29 protein-coding genes and 1 pseudogene are annotated in these 24,138 nt (G+C 62.5%); 10 read left to right on the plus strand and 20 right to left on the minus strand.

Annotated features, from left to right (window positions below):
- Nucleotides 1-12 precede the first annotated feature (12 nt).
- From arsC to CW360_RS00145, 3 genes are read left to right on the plus strand one after another with little or no spacing between them, the layout of a single operon-like run.
- Nucleotides 13-366 carry an arsenate reductase (glutaredoxin) gene (gene arsC / locus CW360_RS00135; RefSeq protein ID WP_101192321.1) on the plus strand — a complete coding sequence of 118 codons (354 nt, stop codon included), beginning with the start codon at nt 13-15 and terminating at the stop codon, nt 364-366.
- Nucleotides 363-968: an NAD(P)H:quinone oxidoreductase gene (gene wrbA, locus CW360_RS00140; RefSeq protein ID WP_101192322.1), complete on the plus strand. Its 606-nt coding sequence runs from the start codon at nt 363-365 to the stop codon at nt 966-968. Before arsC ends, wrbA begins: the two co-directional genes overlap by 4 nt.
- On the plus strand, nt 961-1,368 hold the full coding sequence (locus tag CW360_RS00145; protein WP_093986758.1) for a DUF2069 domain-containing protein: 408 nt from the start codon (nt 961-963) through the stop codon (nt 1,366-1,368). Before wrbA ends, CW360_RS00145 begins: the two co-directional genes overlap by 8 nt.
- Before the next feature lie 5 nt (nt 1,369-1,373).
- Here the strand turns inward: CW360_RS00145 and hda are convergent, their stop codons facing one another.
- Genes hda through CW360_RS00165 form a run of 4 tightly spaced genes read right to left on the minus strand, consistent with a single transcriptional unit; the run spans nt 1,374 to nt 4,785 of the window.
- The gene (hda, locus tag CW360_RS00150; protein WP_093986757.1) at nt 1,374-2,078 is read right to left on the minus strand and encodes a DnaA regulatory inactivator Hda; all 705 of its coding nucleotides are present in this window, start codon (nt 2,076-2,078) and stop codon (nt 1,374-1,376) included.
- On the minus strand, nt 2,075-3,169 hold the full coding sequence (locus tag CW360_RS00155) for an AI-2E family transporter (protein ID WP_101192323.1): 1,095 nt from the start codon (nt 3,167-3,169) through the stop codon (nt 2,075-2,077). Before CW360_RS00155 ends, hda begins: the two co-directional genes overlap by 4 nt.
- Nucleotides 3,166-3,720, minus strand: a complete 555-nt coding sequence (locus CW360_RS00160) for a CDP-alcohol phosphatidyltransferase family protein (protein ID WP_101192324.1) — start codon at nt 3,718-3,720, stop codon at nt 3,166-3,168. The genes CW360_RS00155 and CW360_RS00160 overlap by 4 nt, the downstream gene beginning before the upstream one ends.
- Before the next feature lie 9 nt (nt 3,721-3,729).
- Entirely contained in the window at nt 3,730-4,785 is a 1,056-nt protein-coding gene (locus CW360_RS00165) for a DUF2066 domain-containing protein (protein ID WP_101192325.1), read from the minus strand.
- A 215-nt stretch (nt 4,786-5,000) separates the two neighbouring features.
- On the opposite strand from CW360_RS00165, the gene purM reads away from it, so the two are divergent.
- The 4 genes from purM to CW360_RS00185 all read left to right on the plus strand — a co-directional run bounded on the left by purM (nt 5,001) and on the right by CW360_RS00185 (nt 8,175).
- Nucleotides 5,001-6,059 carry a phosphoribosylformylglycinamidine cyclo-ligase gene (purM, locus tag CW360_RS00170; protein WP_101192326.1) on the plus strand — a complete coding sequence of 353 codons (1,059 nt, stop codon included), beginning with the start codon at nt 5,001-5,003 and terminating at the stop codon, nt 6,057-6,059.
- A complete protein-coding gene (gene purN / locus CW360_RS00175; RefSeq protein WP_101192327.1) occupies nt 6,059-6,703 on the plus strand; it encodes a phosphoribosylglycinamide formyltransferase in 645 nt (214 codons plus the stop codon). The genes purM and purN overlap by 1 nt, the downstream gene beginning before the upstream one ends.
- 14 nt (nt 6,704-6,717) lie before the next feature.
- Entirely contained in the window at nt 6,718-7,431 is a 714-nt protein-coding gene (locus CW360_RS00180; RefSeq protein ID WP_101192328.1) for a DUF3108 domain-containing protein, read from the plus strand.
- 138 nt (nt 7,432-7,569) lie between these two features.
- Entirely contained in the window at nt 7,570-8,175 is a 606-nt protein-coding gene (locus tag CW360_RS00185) for an inorganic diphosphatase (protein WP_093986750.1), read from the plus strand.
- 52 nt (nt 8,176-8,227) lie between these two features.
- Here the strand turns inward: CW360_RS00185 and CW360_RS00190 are convergent, their stop codons facing one another.
- The 11 genes from CW360_RS00190 to CW360_RS00240 all read right to left on the minus strand — a co-directional run bounded on the left by CW360_RS00190 (nt 8,228) and on the right by CW360_RS00240 (nt 18,349).
- A complete protein-coding gene (locus CW360_RS00190) occupies nt 8,228-9,145 on the minus strand; it encodes a ParB/Srx family N-terminal domain-containing protein (RefSeq protein ID WP_101192329.1) in 918 nt (305 codons plus the stop codon).
- Nucleotides 9,146-9,222: 77 nt separating this feature from the next.
- Complete coding sequence (locus tag CW360_RS00195) at nt 9,223-10,539, minus strand: OprO/OprP family phosphate-selective porin (RefSeq protein ID WP_101192330.1); 1,317 nt, start codon at nt 10,537-10,539, stop codon at nt 9,223-9,225.
- 144 nt (nt 10,540-10,683) lie between these two features.
- A complete protein-coding gene (locus tag CW360_RS00200; protein WP_101192331.1) occupies nt 10,684-11,286 on the minus strand; it encodes an HvfX family Cu-binding RiPP maturation protein in 603 nt (200 codons plus the stop codon).
- On the minus strand, nt 11,280-12,020 hold the full coding sequence (locus CW360_RS00205; protein WP_101192332.1) for an HvfC family RiPP maturation protein: 741 nt from the start codon (nt 12,018-12,020) through the stop codon (nt 11,280-11,282). The genes CW360_RS00200 and CW360_RS00205 overlap by 7 nt, the downstream gene beginning before the upstream one ends.
- A complete protein-coding gene (locus CW360_RS00210; protein WP_101192333.1) occupies nt 12,017-12,853 on the minus strand; it encodes an HvfB family MNIO-type RiPP peptide maturase in 837 nt (278 codons plus the stop codon). Before CW360_RS00210 ends, CW360_RS00205 begins: the two co-directional genes overlap by 4 nt.
- Nucleotides 12,854-12,872: 19 nt before the next feature.
- The gene (locus tag CW360_RS00215; RefSeq protein ID WP_101192334.1) at nt 12,873-13,160 is read right to left on the minus strand and encodes an HvfA family oxazolone/thioamide-modified RiPP metallophore; all 288 of its coding nucleotides are present in this window, start codon (nt 13,158-13,160) and stop codon (nt 12,873-12,875) included.
- Nucleotides 13,161-13,257: 97 nt separating this feature from the next.
- Complete coding sequence (locus CW360_RS00220; RefSeq protein WP_101192335.1) at nt 13,258-13,491, minus strand: anti-sigma factor family protein; 234 nt, start codon at nt 13,489-13,491, stop codon at nt 13,258-13,260.
- Nucleotides 13,485-14,093, minus strand: a complete 609-nt coding sequence (locus CW360_RS00225; protein WP_101192336.1) for an RNA polymerase sigma factor — start codon at nt 14,091-14,093, stop codon at nt 13,485-13,487. Before CW360_RS00225 ends, CW360_RS00220 begins: the two co-directional genes overlap by 7 nt.
- Nucleotides 14,090-15,211, minus strand: a complete 1,122-nt coding sequence (locus tag CW360_RS00230) for a beta-ketoacyl-ACP synthase III (RefSeq protein ID WP_093986747.1) — start codon at nt 15,209-15,211, stop codon at nt 14,090-14,092. The genes CW360_RS00225 and CW360_RS00230 overlap by 4 nt, the downstream gene beginning before the upstream one ends.
- A 210-nt stretch (nt 15,212-15,421) precedes the next feature.
- Nucleotides 15,422-17,440 (minus strand): methyl-accepting chemotaxis protein, encoded by a 2,019-nt coding sequence (locus tag CW360_RS00235; RefSeq protein WP_101192337.1) that lies wholly within the window; start codon nt 17,438-17,440, stop codon nt 15,422-15,424.
- Nucleotides 17,441-17,572: 132 nt separating this feature from the next.
- Nucleotides 17,573-18,349: a substrate-binding periplasmic protein gene (locus tag CW360_RS00240; RefSeq protein WP_157825240.1), complete on the minus strand. Its 777-nt coding sequence runs from the start codon at nt 18,347-18,349 to the stop codon at nt 17,573-17,575.
- A 152-nt stretch (nt 18,350-18,501) separates the two neighbouring features.
- Between CW360_RS00240 and CW360_RS00245 the strand changes: the two genes are divergently transcribed.
- Nucleotides 18,502-19,803, plus strand: coding sequence for a ferredoxin reductase family protein (locus CW360_RS00245; RefSeq protein ID WP_101192339.1), 1,302 nt, complete (start codon nt 18,502-18,504; stop codon nt 19,801-19,803).
- 3 nt (nt 19,804-19,806) lie between these two features.
- Here the strand turns inward: CW360_RS00245 and CW360_RS17215 are convergent, their stop codons facing one another.
- The 4 genes and pseudogenes from CW360_RS17215 to CW360_RS00260 form a co-directional block, all read right to left on the minus strand.
- Nucleotides 19,807-20,277: a CZB domain-containing protein gene (locus tag CW360_RS17215; protein ID WP_371870495.1), complete on the minus strand. Its 471-nt coding sequence runs from the start codon at nt 20,275-20,277 to the stop codon at nt 19,807-19,809.
- Nucleotides 20,278-20,283: 6 nt separating this feature from the next.
- Nucleotides 20,284-21,306, minus strand: a pseudogene (locus tag CW360_RS00250) (methyl-accepting chemotaxis protein); the annotation flags it as partial.
- Nucleotides 21,303-21,839: a PAS domain-containing protein gene (locus CW360_RS00255; protein ID WP_093986742.1), complete on the minus strand. Its 537-nt coding sequence runs from the start codon at nt 21,837-21,839 to the stop codon at nt 21,303-21,305. The pseudogene CW360_RS00250 and the gene CW360_RS00255, both read right to left, overlap by 4 nt.
- A 190-nt stretch (nt 21,840-22,029) precedes the next feature.
- A complete protein-coding gene (locus CW360_RS00260) occupies nt 22,030-22,467 on the minus strand; it encodes an HIT family protein (RefSeq protein ID WP_101192341.1) in 438 nt (145 codons plus the stop codon).
- Nucleotides 22,468-22,559: 92 nt separating this feature from the next.
- On the opposite strand from CW360_RS00260, the gene CW360_RS00265 reads away from it, so the two are divergent.
- Nucleotides 22,560-23,258 (plus strand): glutathione binding-like protein, encoded by a 699-nt coding sequence (locus CW360_RS00265; RefSeq protein WP_101192342.1) that lies wholly within the window; start codon nt 22,560-22,562, stop codon nt 23,256-23,258.
- Between the two features lie 66 nt (nt 23,259-23,324).
- Nucleotides 23,325-23,537: a VF530 family protein gene (locus tag CW360_RS00270; RefSeq protein WP_093986739.1), complete on the plus strand. Its 213-nt coding sequence runs from the start codon at nt 23,325-23,327 to the stop codon at nt 23,535-23,537.
- 54 nt (nt 23,538-23,591) lie between these two features.
- Here CW360_RS00270 and CW360_RS00275 read toward each other — a convergent pair whose 3' ends face one another.
- A complete protein-coding gene (locus CW360_RS00275) occupies nt 23,592-24,104 on the minus strand; it encodes a DUF3087 family protein (RefSeq protein ID WP_101192343.1) in 513 nt (170 codons plus the stop codon).
- Nucleotides 24,105-24,138 lie beyond the last annotated feature (34 nt).

Genomic DNA, 24,138 nt, shown 5'->3' on the forward strand with positions numbered 1-24,138 from the left:
AGCGACCCTGTGATGAGCGAACTGTGCCTGCTGCACAACCCGCGCTGTTCGAAATCCCGCGCAGCCCTTGAGCTGCTCGAAGCCCGCGGCCTCCAGGTCGAGGTACTGCGCTACCTGGACAACCCTCTCAACGCCGCGCAACTGCGTGAACTGCTGGGCAAACTGGGCCTGTCGGCCCGGCAGCTGCTGCGCAGCGGCGAGGAACTCTACCAGAGCCTGCACCTCGACGATCCGCAGCTCAGTGAAGCGCAACTGATCGACGCCATGGCCGAGCACCCGCGCCTGATCGAGCGGCCCATCCTGATCAACGGCCCGCGCGCCATGGTCGGCCGCCCGCCCGAGCGCATCCTGGAGATCCTCCCGTGAGCGACGCCTATATCCTGGTGCTCTACTACAGCCGCCACGGCGCCACTGCGCAGATGGCCCGGCAAATTGCCCGTGGCGTGGAACAGGGTGGCATGACGGCACGCCTGCGCACCGTGCCCGGCGTTTCCAGTGAATGCGCGGCGGTCGCCCCGGAGATTCCCGAAGAGGGTGCGCTGTATGCCAGCCTGGATGACCTGCGCCAGTGCGCCGGTCTGGCCTTGGGCAGCCCGACACGCTTCGGCAACATGGCCGCACCGCTCAAGTACTTCCTGGATGGCACCAGCGGCCTGTGGCTGACCGGCGAACTGGTGGGCAAGCCGGCCGCACTGTTTACCTCCACGGCCAGCCTGCATGGCGGCCAGGAAAGCACCCTGCTGTCGATGATGCTGCCCCTGCTGCACCACGGCATGCTGATCAGCGGACTGCCCTACAGCGAACCCGCGCTGCTGCACACCCAGGGGGGCGGCACGCCCTACGGGGCCAGCCACCTGGCCGGCGCCGACGGCAAGCGGCCACTCGACGAACATGAAATCAGCCTGTGTCGCGCCCTGGGCAAACGCCTGGCGCATATCGCCCAACGCCTGGAGCCTAGCCGTGGCTAAAACCCCCAAAGCCTTGCCGGAACTCGACTGGCTTATTCCGCGCATGAAGCTCAGCCGTGCGCTGAGCCTGTTCAACTTCGTGGCCCTGCTGCTCTTGCTGCTGGTGTGGAACCTATGGTTCGCCGACCTGCATGGCGCACGGCCGTGGGTGGTGCTGAGCATTCAGCTGCTACCGCTGTTACTGCTGGCCCCCGGCATCCTGCTGGGTAACGCGCGCGCGCATGCCTGGCTGTGCTTTGTGGTCAACCTCTACTTCATCCAGGGGGTACTGGCCGCCTTCGATCCGGCACGCGCCCTGTATGGCGCGCTGGCAACCACCATCAGCGTGCTGCTGTTCTGCTGTGCCCTGCTGTACACCCGCTGGCGTTTCCAGTACCAGCGCAAGCTGGCCGGCGAATAGCCGGCCTACCAGCCCAGGGTCTGTTTGAGAAACGGAATGGTCAGCTTGCGCTGGGCCTGCAAGGAGGCCTGGTCAAGCTGCTCAAGCAACTCGAACAGCGCACTCATGCTGCGCGCACCGCGGGTCAGGATAAACCGCCCGACCTCGTCGGACAGCTGCAAGCCACGCCGCGAAGCACGTAGTTGCAGGGCGCGCAACTTGTCTTCCTCGGCCAGTTCGCGCAACTGAAACACCAGCGCCAGGCTGAGCCGCGACTGCAAGTCAGGCAAGGCCACCGGCAATTCGCGAGGGGCCGCGCAAGCGGCCAGCAGCAGACGCTTGCCGGCATCGCGCAGACGATTGAACAGGTGGAACAGCGCTTCTTCCCAAGCGCTCCGACCCAGCACGGCTTCCAGATCGTCCAGGCAGACCAGCGCGCACTGCTCCAGGTCATCGAGCAGCTCGGGACCGTATTCGACCAACTCAGCCAAGGGCAGATAGACCGCCTGCTCGCCCTGTTGCTCGGCGCGCAGGCAGGCAGCCTGCAGCAAGTGGCTACGCCCGACTCCCGCACTGCCCCACAGGTAAATCAGGCTGTCGCCCCAGCCTGCATCAGGCTGGCACAGGCGCTCGACATAGCCGAGCGCTGCCGCGTTGGCGCCAGGATAGTAGTTGGCAAAGGTGGCGTCGTCGCGCAAACGCACACCGAGAGGCAGCTGGATTGGTTTCATGCCTGCTTCGGCGGCTCACCCGAGCCGTTTCCGTTCTCCCCATAAAGATCGGAAAGTTTATATAAATCATGCACATGACGCAGCAAAACCATGATCACCGCGGCCACCGGCAAGGCCAGCAGGATACCTACGAAGCCGAACAGCTGGGCACCGGCCAGCACCGCGAAGATGACCGCCACCGGATGCAGGCCGATGCGATCGCCCACCAGCAGCGGGGTCAGCAACATGCCTTCGAGCATCTGACCGATGCTGAACACCACCACCACGCCGACCAGCGGGTACAGGGCGTCACCGCCGAACTGGAAGACCACGGCAATCAGGGCCGCACCGATACCCACAATGAAGCCCATGTAGGGCACGATGCTGGCCAGGCCGGCGAGCAGGCCGATCAACAGCCCCAACTCCAGGCCAATCAGCATCAGGCCGCTGGCATAGACCGCACCCAGCGCCAGCATGACCAACAGCTGGCCACGCATGAAAGCGCCCAGCACCTCGTGACACTCGCCGGCCAGGCGCAGCACCAGGCCTTCCTGGCGACGCGGCAGGAGGTTGCGCAGGCGCAGCATCAGCAAGTCCCAGTCACGCATCAGGTAGAAACCCACCACCGGCACCAACAGCAGATTGCCGACAAAGCCCAGCAAAGCCAGGCTGGAGTGGGTGACCTGGCTGGCCAGCAGGCCGAGCAGATCACCGGTTCGCTCGGGGTTGCTCGACAACGCGGTGCGAATCCGCTCGAAGCGCCAGAAATCACCGTCTACCCCCAACTGCATCTGCACCCAGGGCAAGCCCGTGACCTGCAACCATTCCAGCATGTGCGGGATCAGCTCGTACAAACGTACCAACTGACGCCCCAGCATGGGCAGGAGAATCAGTAGCAGCAGCAGGACCGCCAGGGCAAACAGCACGAACACCAGGGTCACCCCCCAGGTCCGCGACAGCCCACGACGCTCCAGGCGATCGACCAGCGGGTCACCCAGATAGGCGAGCAGCATGGCCACCAGGAAGGGCGGCAAAATCGGCGTCAGCAGGTAGAGCAGCCAGCCACCGCCCAACAGGGCTACCAGCCACAGCCAGCGTCGCGAATCGGTCATAAGGTCACTCCCTTGCGTTGGCGGCGATACAGCCGCGTCCAGGCCCATACATAATGCAGGCCGCTGCACAGGGTCAGCAGCAGCACCGTAACGATCAGCAGCGGGCGCACCTCGGCAAAGCCCTGCAGCCAGCTCAGTTCCAGCAGCACGGCCAGTACCAGGATGATCTGCGCCAGTGTCGAGGCTTTGCCGAGCAGACTCGGGCGCATCTGCAAGGCACCGACCAGCACACGGTACAACAGCGCCCCTCCTACGATCAGTGCATCCCGCAGCAACACCAGCAGGGTCAACCACCAGGGCAATACCTGGCTTAGCCCCAGACAGACATAGCTGGTGACCAGCAGCAGCTTGTCGGCCAGCGGGTCCAGTACGCTACCCACGCGACTCACCCAGCCAAAGCGCCGCGCCAGAAAGCCATCCAGCGCATCCGAAGCACCGGCCACGGCGAACAGCCAGAGCGCTGCAGCAAAGCGTTCGCTGAGCAGCAACCAGGCGATCGGCAAGGTCAACAGCAGGCGCAGCAGGGTCAGCAGGTTGGGCAGATGGCGCATGGCGGCAAATCAGGGCCAGCGGTATTGCAACAGTGCGGCCGAGGCGGCCGGCACCTGCGCGGCTGCGGCCAGCGGCGCCTCGCCGCTCGGTTCAGCGGTTACCGGCTGGACGGCAGGCACCTCGGCAGGCACGACCTGCAGTTGCAGCAAGCTCAGTTGTGCATGCAACTGCTGGGCACTGGCCTGCAGGCGATAACGCAAACGATCACCCTCGACGCGCAACAGGCGCGCGGCAAAGGGTTCCAAGGCACGCTCCAGCTGGGCAAAGCGGGCCAGGTCGGCCCCCTGTACTTCCAACACCAGCTGGCTGGCGGCCTCCGGGCGCACCACAAAACGCGGCGCCAGGCGCTGGCTGAGCGTCAGCAGGAGGGCGTCGGCCAGGCTGGCCTGGTCACTGGCCTCAAGCTGGCCACGCTCCTCGCCATCGCCCAGCAACAGGCGCCAGTCGGCCTGCCAGGCCGAGCCGCGCTGGCGAGCCAGTACCAGCAACTGCATGTCAGCCTCATAACGTACCGCGGGCTCCTGCAACACCGCCTCGGCATCACCCTGCAAGAGTTCATCACTAATCAGCAACTGCTCGCTGAGATCGGCCAGGGGCAGGCGTATCGGCAGCCCGCGATGCTGCGCGGCCTGCTGTAACAGACTGGCGCCGTCCTGGGCATCGCCGACCAACTGGCTACCGTCCACACCCTGATTCAGCCACCAGACCAGCAAGGCCGGGCGGCTGACGCCCCACAGCGCCAAGCCCGCCTCGCGCAAGCGCGATTCACTGGTCAGCGGGTCGAACTCCACCAGCACATGGTCATCGGCGTAGCCGAACTGGCGTGCCAGTTGCTGCGGGTCGGCACGCAGCGCCTGCACCTGCGGGTTGAGCAGCGCCTGGGGATCGCCGGTCAGGCGCAGCACCAGGGTATCCAGCGCCCGCTGCAACGCCTCGCTACGTTGTTCAGGGCTCTGTCCGGCGAGGCTTTCGCGCACCTGATAAAGCGCCTCGGGGCTGGCAGCCCACAGGGGGGGCGCCCAGAAAGGCAGGCAGAGCACCAGCAGACGAAGAAAAACACGCATGGGGAATTCACCCGTTGACAGATTGGCGACAAAAAACGGCCGCAGTGTACCCCGAGCCAGAGCCCCCTGGCGTGCCGCGCACGACGATTCTGCCGCAGCCTTCGCCGACAGGCCATGGCCGCCCCCCGGCAAGCCTGATAAAATCGCCGCCTTTCCGGGTCGGCGCCGGCCGCGCACGACTGTTCCAACCGCTATCCAGGCAAAGGCACGCATTCATGAGCAAGCAACCCTCCATCAGCTACAAGGACGCCGGTGTCGATATCGATGCGGGCGAAGCCCTGGTCGAGCGCATCAAGGGCGTGGCCAAGCGCACCGCGCGGCCGGAGGTCATGGGTGGCCTGGGCGGCTTCGGCGCGCTGTGCGAGATCCCGGCCGGCTACAAGCAGCCGGTGCTGGTCTCCGGCACCGATGGCGTCGGTACCAAGCTGCGCCTGGCACTGAACCTGAACAAGCACGACAGCATCGGCCAGGACCTGGTCGCCATGTGCGTCAACGACCTGGTGGTGTGCGGCGCCGAGCCGCTGTTCTTCCTCGACTACTACGCCACCGGCAAGCTCAACGTCGACGTAGCCGCCACCGTGGTCACCGGCATCGGCGCCGGCTGCGAACTGGCCGGCTGCTCCCTGGTCGGCGGCGAGACTGCCGAAATGCCCGGCATGTACGAAGGCGAAGACTACGACCTGGCCGGCTTCTGCGTCGGCGTGGTGGAGAAGAGCGAGATCATCGACGGCTCGAAAGTCGCCACCGGCGACGCGCTGATCGCTCTGCCCTCCTCCGGCCCGCACTCCAACGGCTATTCGCTGATCCGCAAGATCCTCGAAGTATCCGGTGCCGACATCGAAACCACCGAACTGGACGGCAAGAAGCTGGCCGACCTGCTGATGGCGCCGACGCGCATCTACGTCAAGCCGCTGCTCAAGCTGATCAAGGACACCGGCGCGGTCAAGGCCATGGCCCACATCACCGGCGGCGGCCTGCTCGACAACATCCCGCGCGTGCTGCCGCAAGGCGCCCAGGCGGTGGTCGACGTGGCCAGCTGGACCCGTCCGGCGGTATTCGATTGGCTGCAGGAAAAAGGCAACGTCGACGAGCATGAAATGCACCGCGTCCTGAACTGCGGCGTGGGCATGGTCATCTGTGTCGCTCAGGACCAGGTCGAAGCTGCGCTGGCCAGCCTGCGCGCCTCGGGCGAGCAGCCGTGGGTCATCGGCCAGATCGCCCAGGCCACCGAAGGTGCCGCCCAGGTTCAGCTGAACAACCTGAAAGCCCACTGATGACCTGCAATGTCGTCGTCCTGATCTCTGGCTCCGGCAGCAACCTGCAGGCGCTGATCGACAGCATTGCCCATGACGGCAATCCGGCCCGCATCGCCGCGGTGATTTCCAACCGCGCCGATGCCTACGGCCTGGTGCGTGCGCAGCAGGCCGGGATCGCCACCGCCGTGCTGGATCACAAGCAGTTCGCCGACCGCGAAGCCTTCGATGCGGCGCTGGTCGAGGCTATCGATCGCCACCAGCCCGACCTGGTGGTGCTGGCGGGCTTCATGCGCATCCTCACCCCGGCCTTCGTCACGCACTACAGCGGTCGCCTGCTGAATATCCACCCCTCGCTGCTGCCCAAGCACAAGGGCCTGCACACGCATCAGCGGGCCCTGGAGGCTGGCGACAGCGAACATGGTTGCAGCGTGCATTTCGTCACCGAGGAACTCGACGGCGGCCCTCTGGTCGTACAGGCTGTATTGCCCGTCCTCGCCGACGATACGCCAGACAGCCTGGCACAACGCGTGCACCAGGCCGAGCACCAGATTTACCCGCTGGCCGTACGCTGGTTCGCCGAAGGGCGCTTGCGCCTCGGCCCGCAAGGTTGCCTGCTGGATGGACAAGCCTTGCCTGCGCAAGGCTGGCAGATTCGCCCCTGACCTGGAGAATGTCGATGCGTCGTGCTGCTGTATTGCTACTCAGCCTGCTCGCCCTGCCCGTGGCGGCACTCGAGCTGAAACCCTACACCGCCAGCTACACCGCCGACTGGAAGCAACTGCCGGTCAGCGGCAGCGCCGAGCGCAGCCTGCAGGCACACGCTGACGGCAGCTGGCAACTCAGCTTCGAAGCCAGCATGTTGCTCGCCGGTCTGACCGAACGTAGCCGCCTGCGCGTTCAGGGCGAGCAGCTGCAACCCCTGGACTATCAGTTCTCCCGGCACGGCCTGGGCAAAGCCAAGCAGATCGAGCATCGTTTCGACTGGGAGGCCAAGCAGGTGGTTGGCTCGGACCGCGGCGATGCGGTACGCCTGCCACTCAACCGTGGCCTGCTCGACAAGTCCACCTATCAGCTGCAACTGCAATACGACGTAGCCGCCGGCAAGAAGGCCCTCAGCTATCAGGTTGTCGATGGTGATGAAATCGAGACTTATGATTTCCGTATCCTCGGTGAGGAGCGGGTACGCACCAAGGCCGGCCTGTTGGATGCCATCAAGGTTGAGCGGGTGCGCGACCCGACGCAAAGCCAGCGCAAGACCACCCTGTGGTTCGCCAAGGACTGGGATTACCTACTGGTGCGACTGCACCAGGTGGAGAAGGACGGCAAGGAATACCTGATCATGCTCAAGAGCGGCACGGTCGACGGCAAGACCGTCAGCGGCCGTCAGTAATACGCCACACACTCAAACAGCCGGGCCAGCGCCCGGCTTTTTTGTGACTGTCACCCAACGGCAACCCGCTTGTAAAAAAACACTCACAGTTACCACGCATGATGACCGGGCAATCCCCCTGTTCCTTGAGGAGTCACCATGCAAAAGTCCCTGCTCGCCATCGGTATTGCCCTATGCCTGGGTAGCACTAGCCTGCTGGCCAGCCAATCGATCAGCCATCCGTTCCATGCCGCACAGGCCGATAATGCACCGGCTGACGTGCACCTGGCCGTGGAAATCCCCGCTGGCAGCTTCACTAAGTACGAAATCAATGAAGAAGGCTTGGTCTTCGTCGATCGCTTCCAGTCCATGCCAGTCGTCTACCCTGCCAACTACGGCTCGCTGCCGCGCACCCTGGGGGGTGACAACGATCCGCTGGATGCCCTGGTACTGACCCGCGAGGCACTGCACCCAGGCGTGCTGATCAAGTTCCGGCCCATCGGCTACCTGAAGATGATCGATGGCGGTGAAGCCGATGAGAAAATCATCGGTGTGCCCAGCAGCGACATCGATCCCACGTACGACACCATCCAGGACATCGACGACCTGCCGGCCATCGAACGCCAGCGTATCGAAGCCTTCTTCCGCGTGTACAAGCAGCTTCCGGAAGGCCGTAAGAAGGTTGAGCTGAACGGTTTCGGCAACGCCGAAGAAGCCCGCAAGATGATTCAGCAGGCAATGGATAACTACCAGAAAAAACACTGAGAGCCACCGTTCCTCCACAAACCCCGCCACGGCGGGGTTTGTCGTTGCTGGCCTAGTGCGCCTGGCGATACTGGAACAGGTAGCCGAGCTTGCGAGTGGCCACCTTGCCCAACTCACGGCGGTCAACCTGCGTATAACCGCCGAGCTGGCGCGCGGTAAAGCCCGACGCCCCCAGCGGCGCATCAGCCGGCTGGGCTACCATCAGTTCGGCCGCTGCAGCCAATGCCGCACGATAGCCACGCGGTTCATTGAGATCGTAGTCAGCCAGCGGCAACCTCTCGCGCAACCAACTCCCCCAATAGAATTCCAGGAACTCCGGAGCCACATCACCAGAGCGTGGCTTGTCATACGCCACCTCGCGCGTGAAGTAGACCAGCGCACGATAGGGATCATCGGCCAGGCTATCCAGGCCCAGTTGTGCAGGAATCTGTTGCGCACTAATCGGCCGACCTTGCCCGTCACGCAGCCAGACCTTGCGCGCCTGCTGCATGCGCTGCCAGAAACTGGCCAGGTCGGGGCTGTCGCTGAAGTTGTCGGTAACCTTGACCCATACCCGCAACGCAGCCCCCGCCTGCGGCTGCTCCCACAAGGTGGTAAAGGTGTGGTGACCGTCCGTCAAAAATAACCGGCCGCCCGGGCCCACTACCACGGTTTTCATCTCGCTGCTGCGCGAGCCAACCGCCCCCTGACAGGTGAAGCTATCCGGCCGATGCACACTGGCACCCGCCGGAACCCGACTGCTCTCGCCCTGGCCATTGGCCTCGCAATACTCATCGAATAGCTTGCCCGGCTCCTTGGCCAGGCGTCCCAACTTGTAGTGGATCTGCCCATGGCCGACCACAGCCTGGGTGGGATGCAACTCGTCCAGACGCACCTGCTGTAACGCACCCGCCGGCAACGCCGCGTAATCGGCTGCCTGGAGCAGGCCGGCCAGCGACAATCCGCCCAGCAAACCCAGTATTTTCAGCATCTCATCGCCTCCTTCGGCACAAAGAAAAGCCCCGCACGAGGCGGGGCAAAGTAGGAGCATCGAGTACAACCGGGGATTTAGAACACGTACTGCAGGCGACCGACGATAGCCTGACCGTCGTCTTCCACCTTGTAGGTCTTGCCGTTCTTCACCAGGTTGGCATTGGTGTTGACGTTGTCGACCTGATAGTCGACGTAGTTCAGGCTCATGCGTACCGCCTTGGTCGGGAAGTAGTTGACGCCGACGACCATGGCGCTGGTTTCGAACTCGTCATTGACATTCATCGGTGCCACGCCGGCAATGATGTTGCCGCTCACCGCTGCCGCGTCGCCGTCGATGGTGCTGTTCTCATAACGGGCGAAGACTTCGATAGCGCCAGCTTCAGTCGGCTTGTCCCACTTGCCATCAGCTGCCTTGAAGCCACGCACGCCACCAAACATGTAGCCAACCTGCGCGTAGTAGCCATCGACATCGACGTCCTGCGCCGCACCACCCGCGCTTTCTCCACTGATGCTACGGCTGAAGTACTCAGCCTGGGCACGCAGGCCACCAAACTGGGCACCGGCCTCCAGCAACCATTCGGTGTCCTTGTCGGTTACGCGGGTATCGGTGAAGGTCAGACGATCGTCACCATCGCTGCGCAGCCCCAGGCGGGTGCGTACGCGGGCGCGGTCATCGTCCGGATTGTTGCTGTGGTAGTTGGCACCCAGGTGGATGACATCGGTGCCGTTCAGGTAGGGAGCCCAGTTGGCACGCAGGCTATAACCAAACGACTCGTCGTTTTCCTCGTCGCCGTCGTTGTACTCGCTCTTGTAGGTAGCGACCTGAGCCAGCAAGCCGTAGTTGTCGCCACTGTGCTTGACCGCTACGCCAAAGTTGGTGTCTTCGTCACCGTTGAGGTAGTCGTACATGAACGGACGCTCGATACCGGTGATCCAGGACGAGCTGGTGGTGTTCTCCAGGCCGTAGTCGACACCGAAGCGACCGATGGTCACGCTCGCCAGGTCGAAGCCTTCGTAGCTGAAATAGGCGTCGGTGAACTCGGTAGCGTTGTCATCCGAACCATCGTGCTCCAGGGTGAAACCATAACCCCAGTTCTTATAGGCCGTGCCTTCGATGGACAGTTCGGCACGACGAATGTAAGTGTTGAATGTGCTATCGAACGGGCTGTCCTCGGCGGCAGCACGCAGGCCATCGAACTGGTTGGCATCCCACTGCAGCTTGCCACCCAGCTTGAAACTGAACTGCTTGTCTACAGTCGCGACTTCCAGGCCGCTCTTGGTATTGATCACGATATCGGCGCCGTCCGTGGTGACGGTGCCGGCGAAAGCCTGGGCGGATACGGCCAGAGCCAGGGCGCTGGCTGCGAAACCGGCGAAGTGCTTACGGATCATCGAAGATTCCCCTAATTGGTCTTTAGCGTTGGTAAACACGCGGGTACAACCCGTGGTGTTGGGGGAATCTTGGCGGGGGGTTATTTCAGCTCGGTGGCCGTTAGATGAAAATTCAGTGACAGCGGAACTTTTAAGTCCATATATCTATAAAGCAGTCCGCCGCCAACGCCGTGCCAACCAGAAGTCCAGGCTCAACCAGCGCCCTGCCCCGCTGAAAAACAGGGCCAACAACATGACCAAGTAGGTCGCCGCAAACTCAATGCCGTTGTTCAGCACCACCAGTCGACCGCTACTGGTCAGCCAGGCATAGTTGCCGTGCTCGCGCAGCAGCGCCTGCGCACGCTGCAGTTTTTCCGCAGCAGCCAACACCCGCTCATTGGCAAAAGGCGCACTGGCATCGGCAATCGCTTGCCAACCATAAGGCCAGTGCACGGTAACGATCGCCACCAGCATGGTGACCATCAGGCCAATACTGATCCAGCGCACAGCCAGCCCCACCAGCAACAGGATGGCGCCCGCGCTTTCCGTCAGCGCCGCCAGCCAGGCCAGTAGTGTAGGGAATGGCAAACCCAACCCCCACTCTGGATTGCCGAACCAGGCGATGGTGGCAGGCATGTCACTCAGCTTGTGGGTACCCGCCATCCAGAACACCGGCACCAGATAGAGACGCAGCAGCAGAGGACCGAGCATATCCAGGCGGCGCGTGGCATCCAGGGCATCTTGCAGGCGATTGAGGAGGTTCAGCATGAGCAGACTCCCAGGCGCTCGGCCATCCATTCAGGTTCAGGCAAAAAGATCTGTTTGCTCCGCCAGTCATCCAGCAACATGAGCACCTGCCGAGTCAGCTGCTCATCCACATTCAAGTCATGCTCTGCAGCCAGCTGTCGCAAGGCCTGCTCAACGGACTGGCCTGCTTGCAAGGCCAAGGCCAGGTGATAGGCAAAGGGAGCCAGTTGCATGAACCGCACCTGTTCTTCGCCATCGCGCCAGACCAGCAGGCAGGTTGGGCTGGTCGGCATCTCCTCAGGCTGGTAGTCCGGGCCCAGTTGCGCTACCGGCCAGCGATACGCCAGAGGCCAGGCCAGCGCTGACCAGCCAGACGATGGCAACTGTTCCGGACTGACTGACAGCGCCAGCTCGACCCACTCGTAGTGGGCCAGTTCGAGCAAAAACGCTGGCACCTCAGGCGAGGGCGCCGAGCGCTGCTGCAACCAAGCCAGGAACTCTTCGCTGACTTCCAGAAAGTACGGGCTGCGCGCCACATGTTCAGCCAGAAAAGCACGCAACAGCGCCTGCCAGCACGCCTGGCCGAGTATTCGCCGGCTCACCGGGAATGCACTACCCAGCAGGCTTGACAGGTTGTCGAAGAACAGCTGTTCATAGATCGCCATGCGCGCCGCATCGATGCCTGGCAAGAGAGCCACGGCTTCTGGTTGGCGAATGCGCGCCGCAAATTCACGCTGCCACTGCTGACTGTTCATAGTGCCTCCACCAGGCCGGCACGGGCCTGCAAGCGACGGATGTACGCCAGCTCGTCAAATAGCTCGCCCAGCGGCGGGAAGTTGAAGTCTCGCTCAAGCAAGGTAGCCCGCAGGCCATGCCGCGCGTAGGTGAACTCAAGCAATCGCCAGACCGGATCGATGACCGGCGCACCGTGACTGTCGATTTTCAGTTGCGCTTGTGCATCGTAATGCCCGGCCACATGCAGGTAGGCAATTCGCTCGCTGGGCAGGCTGGCGATGTAGGCTTGCGCATCGAAGGCGAAATTGACGCTGTTGACGTAGACGTTATTCACGTCGAGCAGCAACTGGCAGTTCGCCTCCTCCAGCACTGCCCGCACAAAGCCAGCCTCATCCATGCCTCCGGGCAAACGCACATAGGCTGATACGTTCTCCACGATCAAGGGGCGCTCGAGCACGTCCTGCACGATGCGGATACGCTCGGCAACCCGCTGCACCTGCTCTTCACAGAAAGGCAGCGGCATCAGGTCATAGAGCTGGCCGTGGTCGGCGCAGGCCGACAGGTGCTCGCTGTAGCCGAGTACGCCATGGCTATCAAGAAATACCTTGATAGCCCTGAGCAGTGCATGGTCAAGCGGCGCAAAACCGCCCAGGTTGAGCGACAGACCATGACAAAGGAACGGCAGGCGCTCGGTCAGCGCCCGCAACTGTCTGCCCTGGCGACCTCCCACGCCTATCCAGTTTTCCGGTGCCAACTCCAGAAAGTCCACCTCGACCGCCGTGCACTGCTGCAAGGCGCCAAGCAAGGGGCGACGCAGGCCAAGACCCGCGCCGCGGACAAAAGAACTCTGCATGGCCTGCTCCCTGGCTAACTCAGCTCGCCGAGCCGCACTTGCCTTCGCCGCACTTGCCCTCGCTGTCGGTTTTACCGTCGGCGCCACACTTGCCTTCACCACACTTGCCTTCGCTGTCGCTTTTCTCCTGAGCAGCGCATTTACCCTCGCCACAACGGCCCTCGGCAGTTTTATCTGCCTGGGCCAGGTTGTAGCCACTGTTCAACTCGACGGCGGCAAACGGATTACTGCCTGCCTGGACAGTCAAGCTGGCAGCACTCAGCAGTACGGCACCCAGGGTCAACGCGCTGGTATTGAAAGGTTTCATGGTGCATCTCCATAGCGGTCAGGGAACGCCGAGATTGGCGTTCTCGCTGCTATAGAGTGACTCGCCCGGCCAACGTTACAGGCCGGCTATGGATTTTTTAGCGTCGTTCGCGACGCATGGCCGCCAGGCGTTCAGCAAGAGCCTGTGTGTCAGGATTCACAGGCTCCGGCCAGACACGCAATAGCTGCTGGCTCAAACGCATCTGCCGTACGAAGCGTCGGCAGCGCCCACACATCATCAGATGCACCTGCACCGCCAGGCGTTGACGCCCGGACAACTGCGCATCCAGCAAGTCACTGGACAGTGCTACCAACTGCTTGCAGGTCAACATTGCCCGGTCTCCTCGAAATGCTCGACGGTGGCATACACCTTGAGCCGTGCGCGATGCAGCAGCACACGTACATTGGAGGCCGACAACTGCAAAAGATTACAGATGGCTTGCAGATCCAACCCCTCGCGCTCGCGCAGATGCAACACACTGCCTTGCAACTCGGAGAGACTGTCCAGGGTCTTTTCCAGACAGTCACGCAACTCTGCCTCGGTGAGCAACGCATCCGGCGAGTCGTGATGCCAAGCGTGCGGCGCCAGCAGCCAGTGTCCAGACTCGCTAAAACGCTCATCATCCACACTGCCATGCGGCGCCGGGAGGTCATCCAGCAACGGTTCGCGACGCTGCTGACGCAGACGCTGCTTGGCACTGTTGGCCGTGATGGTCAGCAGCCAGGTCTTCAAGCTGGCACGCTCTTCAAAAGCATCCAGGTTGTGCACCACCGCCAGCCAGGCGTCCTGCACAGCCTCATCAGCCTGACGGCTGCCGGCGATGGCCAGCGCCACCGCACGCATGGCCCCCTGGTAGTCGGCAACCAGCTCTGCAAAGGCCCGCTGCTCGCCAGCACGCAGGCGGCGTAACAGGGCCTGGTCCGCCATACTCATCGCTTGCGCAGGATCACGCTACCAATCGAGTAACCGGCACCGAAGGAGCTGAGCACCCCCACGCTGCCCGCCGGCAGGTCGTCCTGGTACTTGTGCAGGGCAATGACCGAACCGGCCGAACTGGTGTTGGCATAGCTGTCGAGAATCACCGGCGCTTCATGCGGCTCGGCATCGCGGCCAAGCAGCTTGCGGGTGATCAGCAGGTTCATGTTCAGGTTAGCCTGGTGCAACCAGAAGCGCCGTACAGCGGACACCTCCAGCTGATGCTCGGCCAGGTGCGCGGCAATCAGCTCGGCCACCATCGGACAGACATCGCGGAACACCTTGCGCCCTTCCTGGACAAACAGCTTGTCGCGGGCACCGATACCTTCCTCGGCACAGCGATTGAGGAAGCCGAAATTATTGCGGATGTTGTTGGAGAACTGCGTGATCAGCTTGGTGCCGACGATTTCGAACTGCTGCGCCGAGCTGGCCTGATCAGCACGTTCGATGATCACGGCAGTAGCCGCATCGCCAAAGATGAAGTGGCTGTCACGGTCACGGAAATTGAGGTGGCCGGTGCAGATTTCCGGATTGACCATCAGGATGGCACGGGCTTGCCCGGTCTGTACGGCGTTGGTCGCCGCCTGGATACCAAAGGTGGCCGAAGAGCAGGCCACGTTCATGTCGTAGCCCCAGCCCTGAATACCCAGGGCCGCCTGAACTTCGATAGCCACGGCGGGATAGGCACGCTGCAGGTTCGAGCAGGCAACAATGACACCGTCGATATCCGCGGCGCTGCGTCCGGCGCGCTGCAGGGCTTCGCGGGCTGCAGCCACGGCCATTTCGGCCAGAATGCCCAGCTCGTCATTGCTCCGCTCGGGGATGCGCGGGGTCATACGCTGCGGATCGAGGATGCCGGCCTTGTCGATAACGAAACGACTCTTGATGCCGGACGCCTTCTCGATGAAGGCCACGCTGGACTCACTCAGCGCCTCGACTTCACCGCGCTCGATGGCGGCGGCATGTTCAGCATTGAACTGCTGAACATAGGTATTGAAGGCCAGCACCAGTTCCTCGTTGGAGATACTGTTGGCAGGAGTAAACAGGCCGGTGCCACTGATCACGACGTTGTGCACAGTCTTTCCTCTTTGTTCTTCGGTCGCACGCAGCGGCCATCATGCAAGGGCTGGCGGTACAGGCCCGCAGCAGCTGAAACAGCAGGAAACACATTATGCCCTGCGAAAGAACAGAGTGTGCCACAGGCGCACCGATGGCGGGCAGTAGACATAACGCGCAGTTCACCGCATTGCTGTCTTGATGCGCGCCGCAGCGTGCAAGACACAGTTTCAGGTACGAAAACGACCGACATTGCCCAGCAGCGTATCCGCCAACGTCCCCAGGCTGGCCGCCGTCTGGTGATTACTGGCCACCGCCAGGCCGTTCTCTTCGGCCATGCGCGCGATCATCTCCACCTGCTGGGCGATTTCCGTGGATGCACTGCTCTGCTCACGCAGCGCATGAGAAATCTCCGCCACCGTGGCCTGCACCTGTTCGGCCGCCTGGCGAATGCGCGCCATGGCTTCGCCCGCTTTCTCGGCACGCGCCACCCCGGCGTTGACCCGCTCGACACCCCGCTCCATGCCCTCCACGGCACCTGCCGTACCCTGCTGGATGCTCTTGACCATCTCGGAGATTTCCCGCGTGGAGTTGGCCGTGCGCGCCGCCAGGTTACGCACCTCATCGGCGACCACGGCAAAACCGCGCCCCTGCTCACCCGCCCGCGCCGCCTCGATGGCCGCATTGAGCGCCAGCAGGTTGGTCTGCGCGGCAATGTCACCAATCACCCCGACGATGGCGGAAATCTGCCCGGAGCGCTCACCAAGTTCCTCGACAGTACGCGCCGACTCGGCAACCGATACGGCAATTTCACTGATCTCCTGCACCACCGATGCGACAATCGCCCCCCCATCGCGCGACAGCTCGCCAGAGCGGACCGCCAGCTCATCCGCCGCACCGGCACCGCGGGCGATATGCTCGATTCCCACGGTCATCTGCTCCACCGCCGCCGCCATGTTGGAAGCCGCGTCGCTCTGTTTCTGTGATGCCACATGAATCTGCCCGGAAGCCGTCACCAGGTCACGCGCGGCATCGGCTACTTCGCCGGCATTGCCCTTGATGCCTGCAATCAGGCCACGCATGGCCTCAGCCATGGCATTGAAGCCCGCTGCGACAAAGCGCAATTCATCGCGCGCCGCCAGCTGGATATGACTACTCAGCTCACCACGCGCCAGGCGCTCGCTGCCCTCGCGCAGGCAGCGAATGCTGTTCATCACCGACAGGTAGGCACCCATCGACAGGTAGCCGATCACCGCCAGTACCAGCACGGCCAGTAATAGGTTGAAGTACAGCACCTGCTGGGCCTCAGCCATGCGCTGTTCGAGCAACTGGTCGAGGGTCGGCAAGAGTACCTGGTTCATCTGTTGATAACCGATCGTGATCCCCTCGGTGGTCAGCTCGAAAAACTGCGCAGCACTGGTCGACTGAAAATCCTCATGCAGCAGCATGCCCTGGACGACCTGCTCAACCCGCTGGATTTTCTGATAGAGCGCTGCCACCGCCTGTTCAAGCGACAAACGCAGCTCCGGGCGTTGCTCGGCCACCTTGGCCAGGCCAGCCTCCACATCCAGCATGGCACTGCGGATTTCCTCGTTGAGTACGCTCAAGGCAATGCGCTGGGCACTATCGGCATGCCCCTGGGCCAGCGCACCGGAGCCCTGGGCACGCAAGCGGCCAAAGCGTTCGAGCAGAAATGGCAGACGATTGATTGCCGCCGTCATCAGGTAGAAGCTCGCTTCGTCCGGATCGAAACTCAGGCCATAGGCATCGGCCAGCTGAATCTGCAAGCGCAGTAACTGCGCCACCAGCTCGGTGTGCGCGTGGAAATTGGCGGCGCGCTCCAGTTGTAGCCCCTGCGCTTGCAACACCTGCCAATCCCGCTCGATCTGCTGCCAGGCGGGCAGCTGGCGCTTGTCCTCGGCCAGGCTGGCACGCAGGCTGGCCAGCGCACGCGACACCTCTTCGGCGCGCTGCGCACGCGTATCCCGCATGTCTGCATTGCCGCCCAGCACCATCGAGGACAAGCCGCGATGCTGCTGGGTCAACTCAACCATCCGGGCCAGCGGGCGGGTCAGCGCGGTCGCCACCAGTTCGTTGCGCGAGCGCTCGATGGTTTCCTGCAACTCACTGGCCAGGGCCCACATCAGGCTGGCGAAGGCCAGCAGTACCAGAGCACCGATCAGGCCAAACTTGCTGGGATAGTTGAGCCGGTTCATCAACGCGGTGGCGGGTACAAAGAGGGTTTTCATGACAGACATCCCGAGGCGGATCAGGTGGGCAAGGCCCGCCGTAGCACACCGGCCAGCCTTCATACCTGACAGAATCACTCGGACAGTTCGCCACGTCCCTGATTGCAGTCAAGATAACGACTAACCAGTCAGTCAGGAATCTGGCAGGCCTTGCAGGGCACGTTCACGGGCTTGATAGCCTGGCGACTCGCGCACCCTGCGCACGCTGTCCCAGATGCGCTCGGCCAATTCGCCATCACGGTCGCAGAGCGGCGCACTGAGCATCAGGAAGTAAGGTTTGACCTGCAGCGGCAGCGGCGCCTTGCGGATGCTCGCTGCTAACTGGGCATCCCCCTGCAGAATAAAATCGGCACGGGCACTCTGTAACGCCACTGCCGAGACACGCCGGCTGGCCAGCATGCGCAACAGGGCCTGGGGGTCGCGACTACTTTCGTCCACGCGTGCGCCCAACTGATGCAGGAAAGGCACGATGGAGAAGCCACTGAGCGACCCCACCGGGCCATTCACCTGCAAACGCTGGCCATCCCAGTGAGGGATCTGCTCGACACGGTGGTAGAGCGCATAATCGCCGGTATGCAGGCGCCGACTGCTATCCACACTGCCTTGGGCATCCAGCGGATAGCGCCCCAGCAAGGCACGCTCGGCCTGGTAGCTGGCCGCAAAGGCACCGTCGTAGCGCCCCTGCTGCAGGCCCGCCAGGCAACGCCGCCAAGGCACGGCAATAAACTCGATAGGCCGTTGCAGATGCTCGCCTACCTCGCGCAGCAATTCGATATTCAACCCCTCGCCTCCCCGCATTACCCAGGGGTAGGAGTCACTGTCTTCATAGCAAAAGCGCAGCGCTGCGCTGTCCTCGGCCTGTGCGGTAGCCAGCAGCAGGCTGCAGCAGATCAACAACACTCGGGACACGACAGGCTCCTTGCGGGGGAACAGGCAAAACTGCAGTGAGTATAGGCAAGGTAAAGGTACATTCAGCTTCGCTTCAGTTTGCCGGCGCATGCTAACCAGGCTTTTAATAAGCAAGCTACTTATTAGCCTGATAAATACCAAGGAGCTCATCCATGCGCTCGATTAGCGTGATCGCCAGTCTGCTACTGGCCGCCTGGCTGTATAGCCTGGGCATGGGGCCTGGCGCTGCCTGGCTGGATGTCTGGTGGTGGCGTCGCGAAGCCATTCTGTTCAGCGGCGTGCTGTCGTTTACCCTGATGGCCTGGCTGATGCTGCTAGCCATGCGCCCGGCCTGGCTGGAGCAACGCATGGGCGGTCTGGATCGGCTGTATCGCATGCATCGCCTGGCCGGCTACTGGGCCATCGGCCTGGGCTTTGCGCACTATCTACTGGAGCTGGCCGGCCCACTACTGGACATGCTGGTTCCCCACCCAGGCAAGGGCCCCAAGGTCGAACGACTCTTCGAAGCCTGGCGCGACTCGGCCAAGGACCTGGGCGAATGGTCGATCTGGCTGCTCGGCCTGCTGTTGGTGCTAACCCTCTGGCAGCGCTTCCCCTACCACCTGTGGCGTTACGCACATCGCCTGCTGGCACCGCTGTTCCTGCTGTTCGCCTTCCATGGCGTGGTACTGGCACCGGATAACTACTGGCGCCAGCCGCTGGGCCTGCTGATCGCCGCCAGTGCACTGCTCGGCAGTATCTGCGCGCTGTATTCGCTGACTCGACGCATCGGCCAGTCACGACGCCATACCGGGCAGATCGTCGCCATGCGCGCCCTGGCTGATGATGTGCTGGAGATCACCTGCCAGTTGCAAGGCCACTGGCGGCACCAGCCCGGACAGTTCGCTTTCATTGACTTCGGTGGCGCCGAGGGCGCACACCCCTTCACCCTCAGTGCTGCTGATACGGGAAATGCCTGTGTGCGCGTTGCCATCAAGGCCCTGGGTGACCACACCCGACACCTGCAACACACCCTGCAGGTAGGCCAGGCCGTGCAGGTCGAGGGCCCCTACGGTGCCTTCACGCTGCCATCGGCACAGTTGCCCAACCAGCACTGGATTGCCGCCGGAATTGGCGTAACACCCTTCCTGGCCTGGCTGGAAGCGCTTCAGGGGCAGCCCGAACGTGCGCCCCAGGCCACGCTGCATTACTGCGTACGCAACCCAGCGGAAGACCTGTTCGGTCAGCGTTTGGCGCAGTTGTGCAGCGGCTTGCCAAGCATCCGCCTGCAGGTCCATTACAGTGACCTCCAGGGACCGCTAGATGGCTCTACCCTGCTCAGCGAGCACCCGCAAGGCTGGCCACACCTGTGGTTCTGCGGCCCGCAGGGGCTGGCCGAACACCTGCGGCGAGGCCTGCGTCAGGCCGGCATGCCGCTGGCACAGTTTCACCAGGAAGCCTTCCGCATGCGCTGAGGGTTAGCCGAGCGAGGCATGCTTCTCCTGCAACATGGCATCCATATGCTGGATCATCGCGTAGCTCTGTTCCTCGGCTTCACGCATTGCATCGATGATGCGTTGCTTGATCGCCGGCTGGTGGATCCAGTCGGCATCACGCAATGCCACGGCGGCCTGTACCGCACGGTGTACCTGGACATGTGGTGCTTCAAGGGCACGGAAGCCGCGGGTATGGCTGCAACTGGCCTGCCCTTCGCCCTGGTAGTACCACTGACCAAGGCGACAGTGCTGGTGATCCATGGCCACCGCCTCCAGCGCACCGGTGAACTGCGCCGAGCTGTCCAAAGCGATATAGCCGTTCTGCTTGTAGATGATGTGGTCGACCTTGACCAGGGTGTTGAGCGCCTGGTCCTTGGCCATGCTCACTGCCGCCATGGTTTGCCGCGAACCACTGGCAAAGGTATCGAACTGATCGCGGAAGCCCACCGCCATGCGACTGACTTCCTGCGCCAAGCTGTTGGAATCGGCGGCTTGCACCACCATGTCGCTGACGCGCCGGCTGAAATTGCCAATGGTGCTGGTGACCTCCACCGCCGCATCCTTGGTACGCCGCGACAGGGCCTTGACCTCATCGGCAACGACCGCGAAGCCCCGTCCCTGGTCGCCGGCACGCGCCGCCTCGATGGCTGCATTGAGTGCCAGCAGGTTGGTCTGGTCAGCGATCTCGGTAATGATCGACAACGACGCCTGCACCTGCTGGCTGTCGTTGCCCAGCTGGTTGACCACCTCCGCAACCTGGTTGATGGTGCGTGAAATATTGTCCAGCGCCTCCACCATTTGCTGCACGCCCTGCTGACTGTGCAGAGCCGCGCTGCCATTGTCATTGGCAATCTGCTCGACCTGGCCCATGCGCTCGCCAATGTGCAGCAAATCCTCCTGGGCATCTCGCAGGTTACGAATCAGGTTCTGCACATTGAGTGAGTGCAACGCCGAATGCAGCTGGTTGTCGGCGACCAGCCGCGAGTTCTTGCTCATCTCGCCGATCGAGTAGTTGATGTTTTCCAGCGACACACGCAACTGACCGGGCATGCCGTCAGTCAGCGCCTGGCGCTGGAAGTTGCCTCGCGCCACATGACTGAAACAGGAGTCGACCTCCTTGAAGTAAGACTCGACCTTGTCGAGGAAGTCGTTGACCTCCCAGGCCACCTTACCAACCTCGCCCAGGTGCTGGGTATTGGTCACGCGCAAATGAAAGGCGCCCGCATTGGCCTGGCTCATCGTGTCGTAGACCGTCTGCAGGGTGCGCAGCACACGCCCCCCGGCACGCAGCATGACTACAACCGGCAACAGGGTCAGCACGGGCTGCAGCAACCACCACAGGCTGCCTTCGGCAAACAGGATGGACCACAAGGGACCCGCCAGGGAAATAGCCACCAGGCTGCCGGCCAGCAGCTTGATGCGCGCGCAGAGGAACGGTGAACCCGCGCTGACGCCGTAGGTTTGCGGTGACGAGAAACTCATGAGCGCACCTCCTGGGTGAGCGCCAGGACAAACCCGGTGTAGTCCGTGCCTTGTTGCTGCAACAACTCCTGCAGGTAGGCTTGTGAGCGGGCAATCGCTTCACGCGGGCCAGCCTCGCGCTCCAGCTCCAGCATGCGCCGATAGATGGGTTCGAGGACCGCCAGCGCACTGGCCTTAGGCTTGCGACGCACCGAATAGTAGCCACGCAACTGGCCAGCGCTGTCCAGATCCGGGGTGATATTGGCCAGCACCCAGTAGAAACTGCCGTCCTTGCACAGATTCTTCACATAACCGAAGAACTCCTGGCCGCCCTGCAGGGTGCTCCACAGCAACTGGAAAACCCCACGCGGCATATCCGGATGACGCACGATATTGTGCTGTACGCCCAGCAGCTCAGGCTCGGCAAAGCCGGAGATCTTCATGAAGGTGCGATTGGCGTAGGTAATGCGTCCCTTGGTATCGGTTTTGCTGACGATGAACTCATCATCGCCAAGACGAATTTCGTTGCGTGTAGGAGTGATCTTCAGCTTCATGCCAGTAGTCCGCAGGTGGAGACGGTGCATCCTGAACATCGCCAGGCGATAGACGCACTATCGGCCAGCCTGCTGGCCACTTGAATGGCTAGGGGGGCCTGACACAGGCTGCACAGCGGCATAGTGCCAGCAGCCCCCTGGTGAAAACTTGAGCCAAAGCAAGCAAAACGCCGCCTTGGCCACAGCAGGCTTATTGCCCGAGGCGTTTCTGCAAGCGCGCCTGCAATGCCTTGAGTTGCTCGGCATCGGCCTGCTGGCTGGCATGGATACCCAGCGAGTCGCCGGCAAAGCGCGGGATGATGTGCAGGTGCAGGTGGAAGACCGTCTGCCCGGCCGGGGCACCGTTGAACTGTGCGATCTGCACGCCGTCGGGCTGCAGCTCCTCCACCAGCAGTTTGCTCAGGCGCTGCACCACGACCATCAGCTGAGCCAAGGTAGCACCATCGACCTCCAGCAGGTTGCGTGCCGCGACCTGTTTGGGAATCACCAGGGTATGCCCGTAGGATTGCGGGAACAGGTCGAGGAAGGCCAGTACCTGCTCATCCTCGTAGATCTTGTAACAGGGCAGTTCGCCACGGATGATCTTGGCAAAGACATTCTGTGGGTCGTATTGGCCATGCAGGCTCATGGTGCTCTCCCTCGGCACAGGTTGTGAGAGGTGCACCATACCGGCTCGCCAGCCCGCCGAACAGCCAGCTCACGCCCCAGCCAGGAGATCCCATGAATCCGCTCGACGCGTTCCCCGTCACCTGCAAATGGCCACCGAGCCAACCACAGTACCTGCAGCTGTATTCGCTACCCACCCCCAACGGGGTCAAGGTATCGATCATGCTGGAAGAAATCGCCCTGCCTTACGAAGCGCACCGGGTCAGCTTCGAGGACAACGCTCAGTTCAGCAGCGAGTTCCTGTCACTCAACCCCAACAACAAGATTCCAGCCATCCTCGACCCCAACGGGCCTGAGGGACAACCACTGGCACTCTTCGAGTCCGGCGCAATCCTGCTCTACCTGGCCGAGAAAAGCGGACAACTGTTACCCAGCCAGGCCCAGCAACGCTACGAATGCATCCAGTGGCTGATGTGGCAAGTCGGCGGCGTCGGGCCAATGTTTGGCCAGCTGGGTTTCTTCCATAAGTTTGCCGGCAGCCAATATCCCGACAAACGTCCGCGCGACCGCTACGTTGCCGAGGTGGTGCGCCTGCTCGGCGTACTGGAGCAACGCCTGCAGCAACGCCGATGGCTGATGGGCGACACCTACAGCATTGCCGATATTGCCGTACTGCCCTGGGTGAATACCCTGCTGGGCTTTTATGGCGCTGGCGAACTGGTCGACTTCGCCCGCTTCGCCAACGTACGCCGCGTACTCGACGCTTTTCTCGCGCGCCCGGCGGTACAGCGCGGCCTGCAGGTGCCCGGCTGAGCGTGCCGCACTCGCGCAACCTTTAGGCGGGCGCTAAAGTGCCCGCCCGGACATGAGAAACGCACGATGAGCAATGATCCACTGCACGGCCTGCCCCTGAAGACCATCCTGCAAGCACTGGTCGAGCGACATGGCTGGGAGCGCCTCGGCCAGCTGATCGCCATTCGCTGCTTCCAGCATGAACCCAGCCTGGCTTCCAGCCTGAAATTCCTGCGTAAAACCCCCTGGGCGCGGGAGAAGGTCGAAGCCTTGTATATAAAAGACCTGGCGCACAAGTGACCCTCGGCGGGAGGCGCGCACAGCGATTCCTCACTGAGCGCGTCCAACAGGCTACTAAAGCGACTCCAGCCAACGCGGATCGAGGCAACGCTGCTCGGTGTCCAAGCCGCGTTGCTGCATGGCCTCACAGTGGCTGTCGATTTCCCGCACCATCTGGCTCAACTCACTGCTGTTCCCGTCCAGTTGGTGCATCTGGGTAACGCCCAGATGGTAGAAACGCAGCACCTTCATGGCGGTTGCATCGCCGGCGGCGACACCTGCCTGCACCCGGTGCATGCGGTTGGTCACCTGCATCAGGTGGCGCTTGAGCTGCCAACCATAGACAGCGGCGGCCATCACCGGACGCGACCAGAGTTGCTGGCGCACCAAGGCGATGGTCAGCACCAGACCTGCCAGCACACCCAGCAAATTCCACTGAAAGTTGTCCCCTCCCGGAGTGCCGAACAGCCGGTTACTCGCTGTCGCACAGAGCATGCCCAATACCACAAAAATCAGCACGACCAGCAGCGTGCTACGCCGGGTTTGCTGGCGATAATGCTCGGGGTTCATCGGTTGGATTTCGAACATGGTTTTCCTGCAAGGTCTGAACAATCAATGACAG

The organism is Pseudomonas fluvialis (genome assembly GCF_002835605.1).
Classification (GTDB): Bacteria; Pseudomonadota; Gammaproteobacteria; order Pseudomonadales; family Pseudomonadaceae; genus Aquipseudomonas; species Aquipseudomonas fluvialis.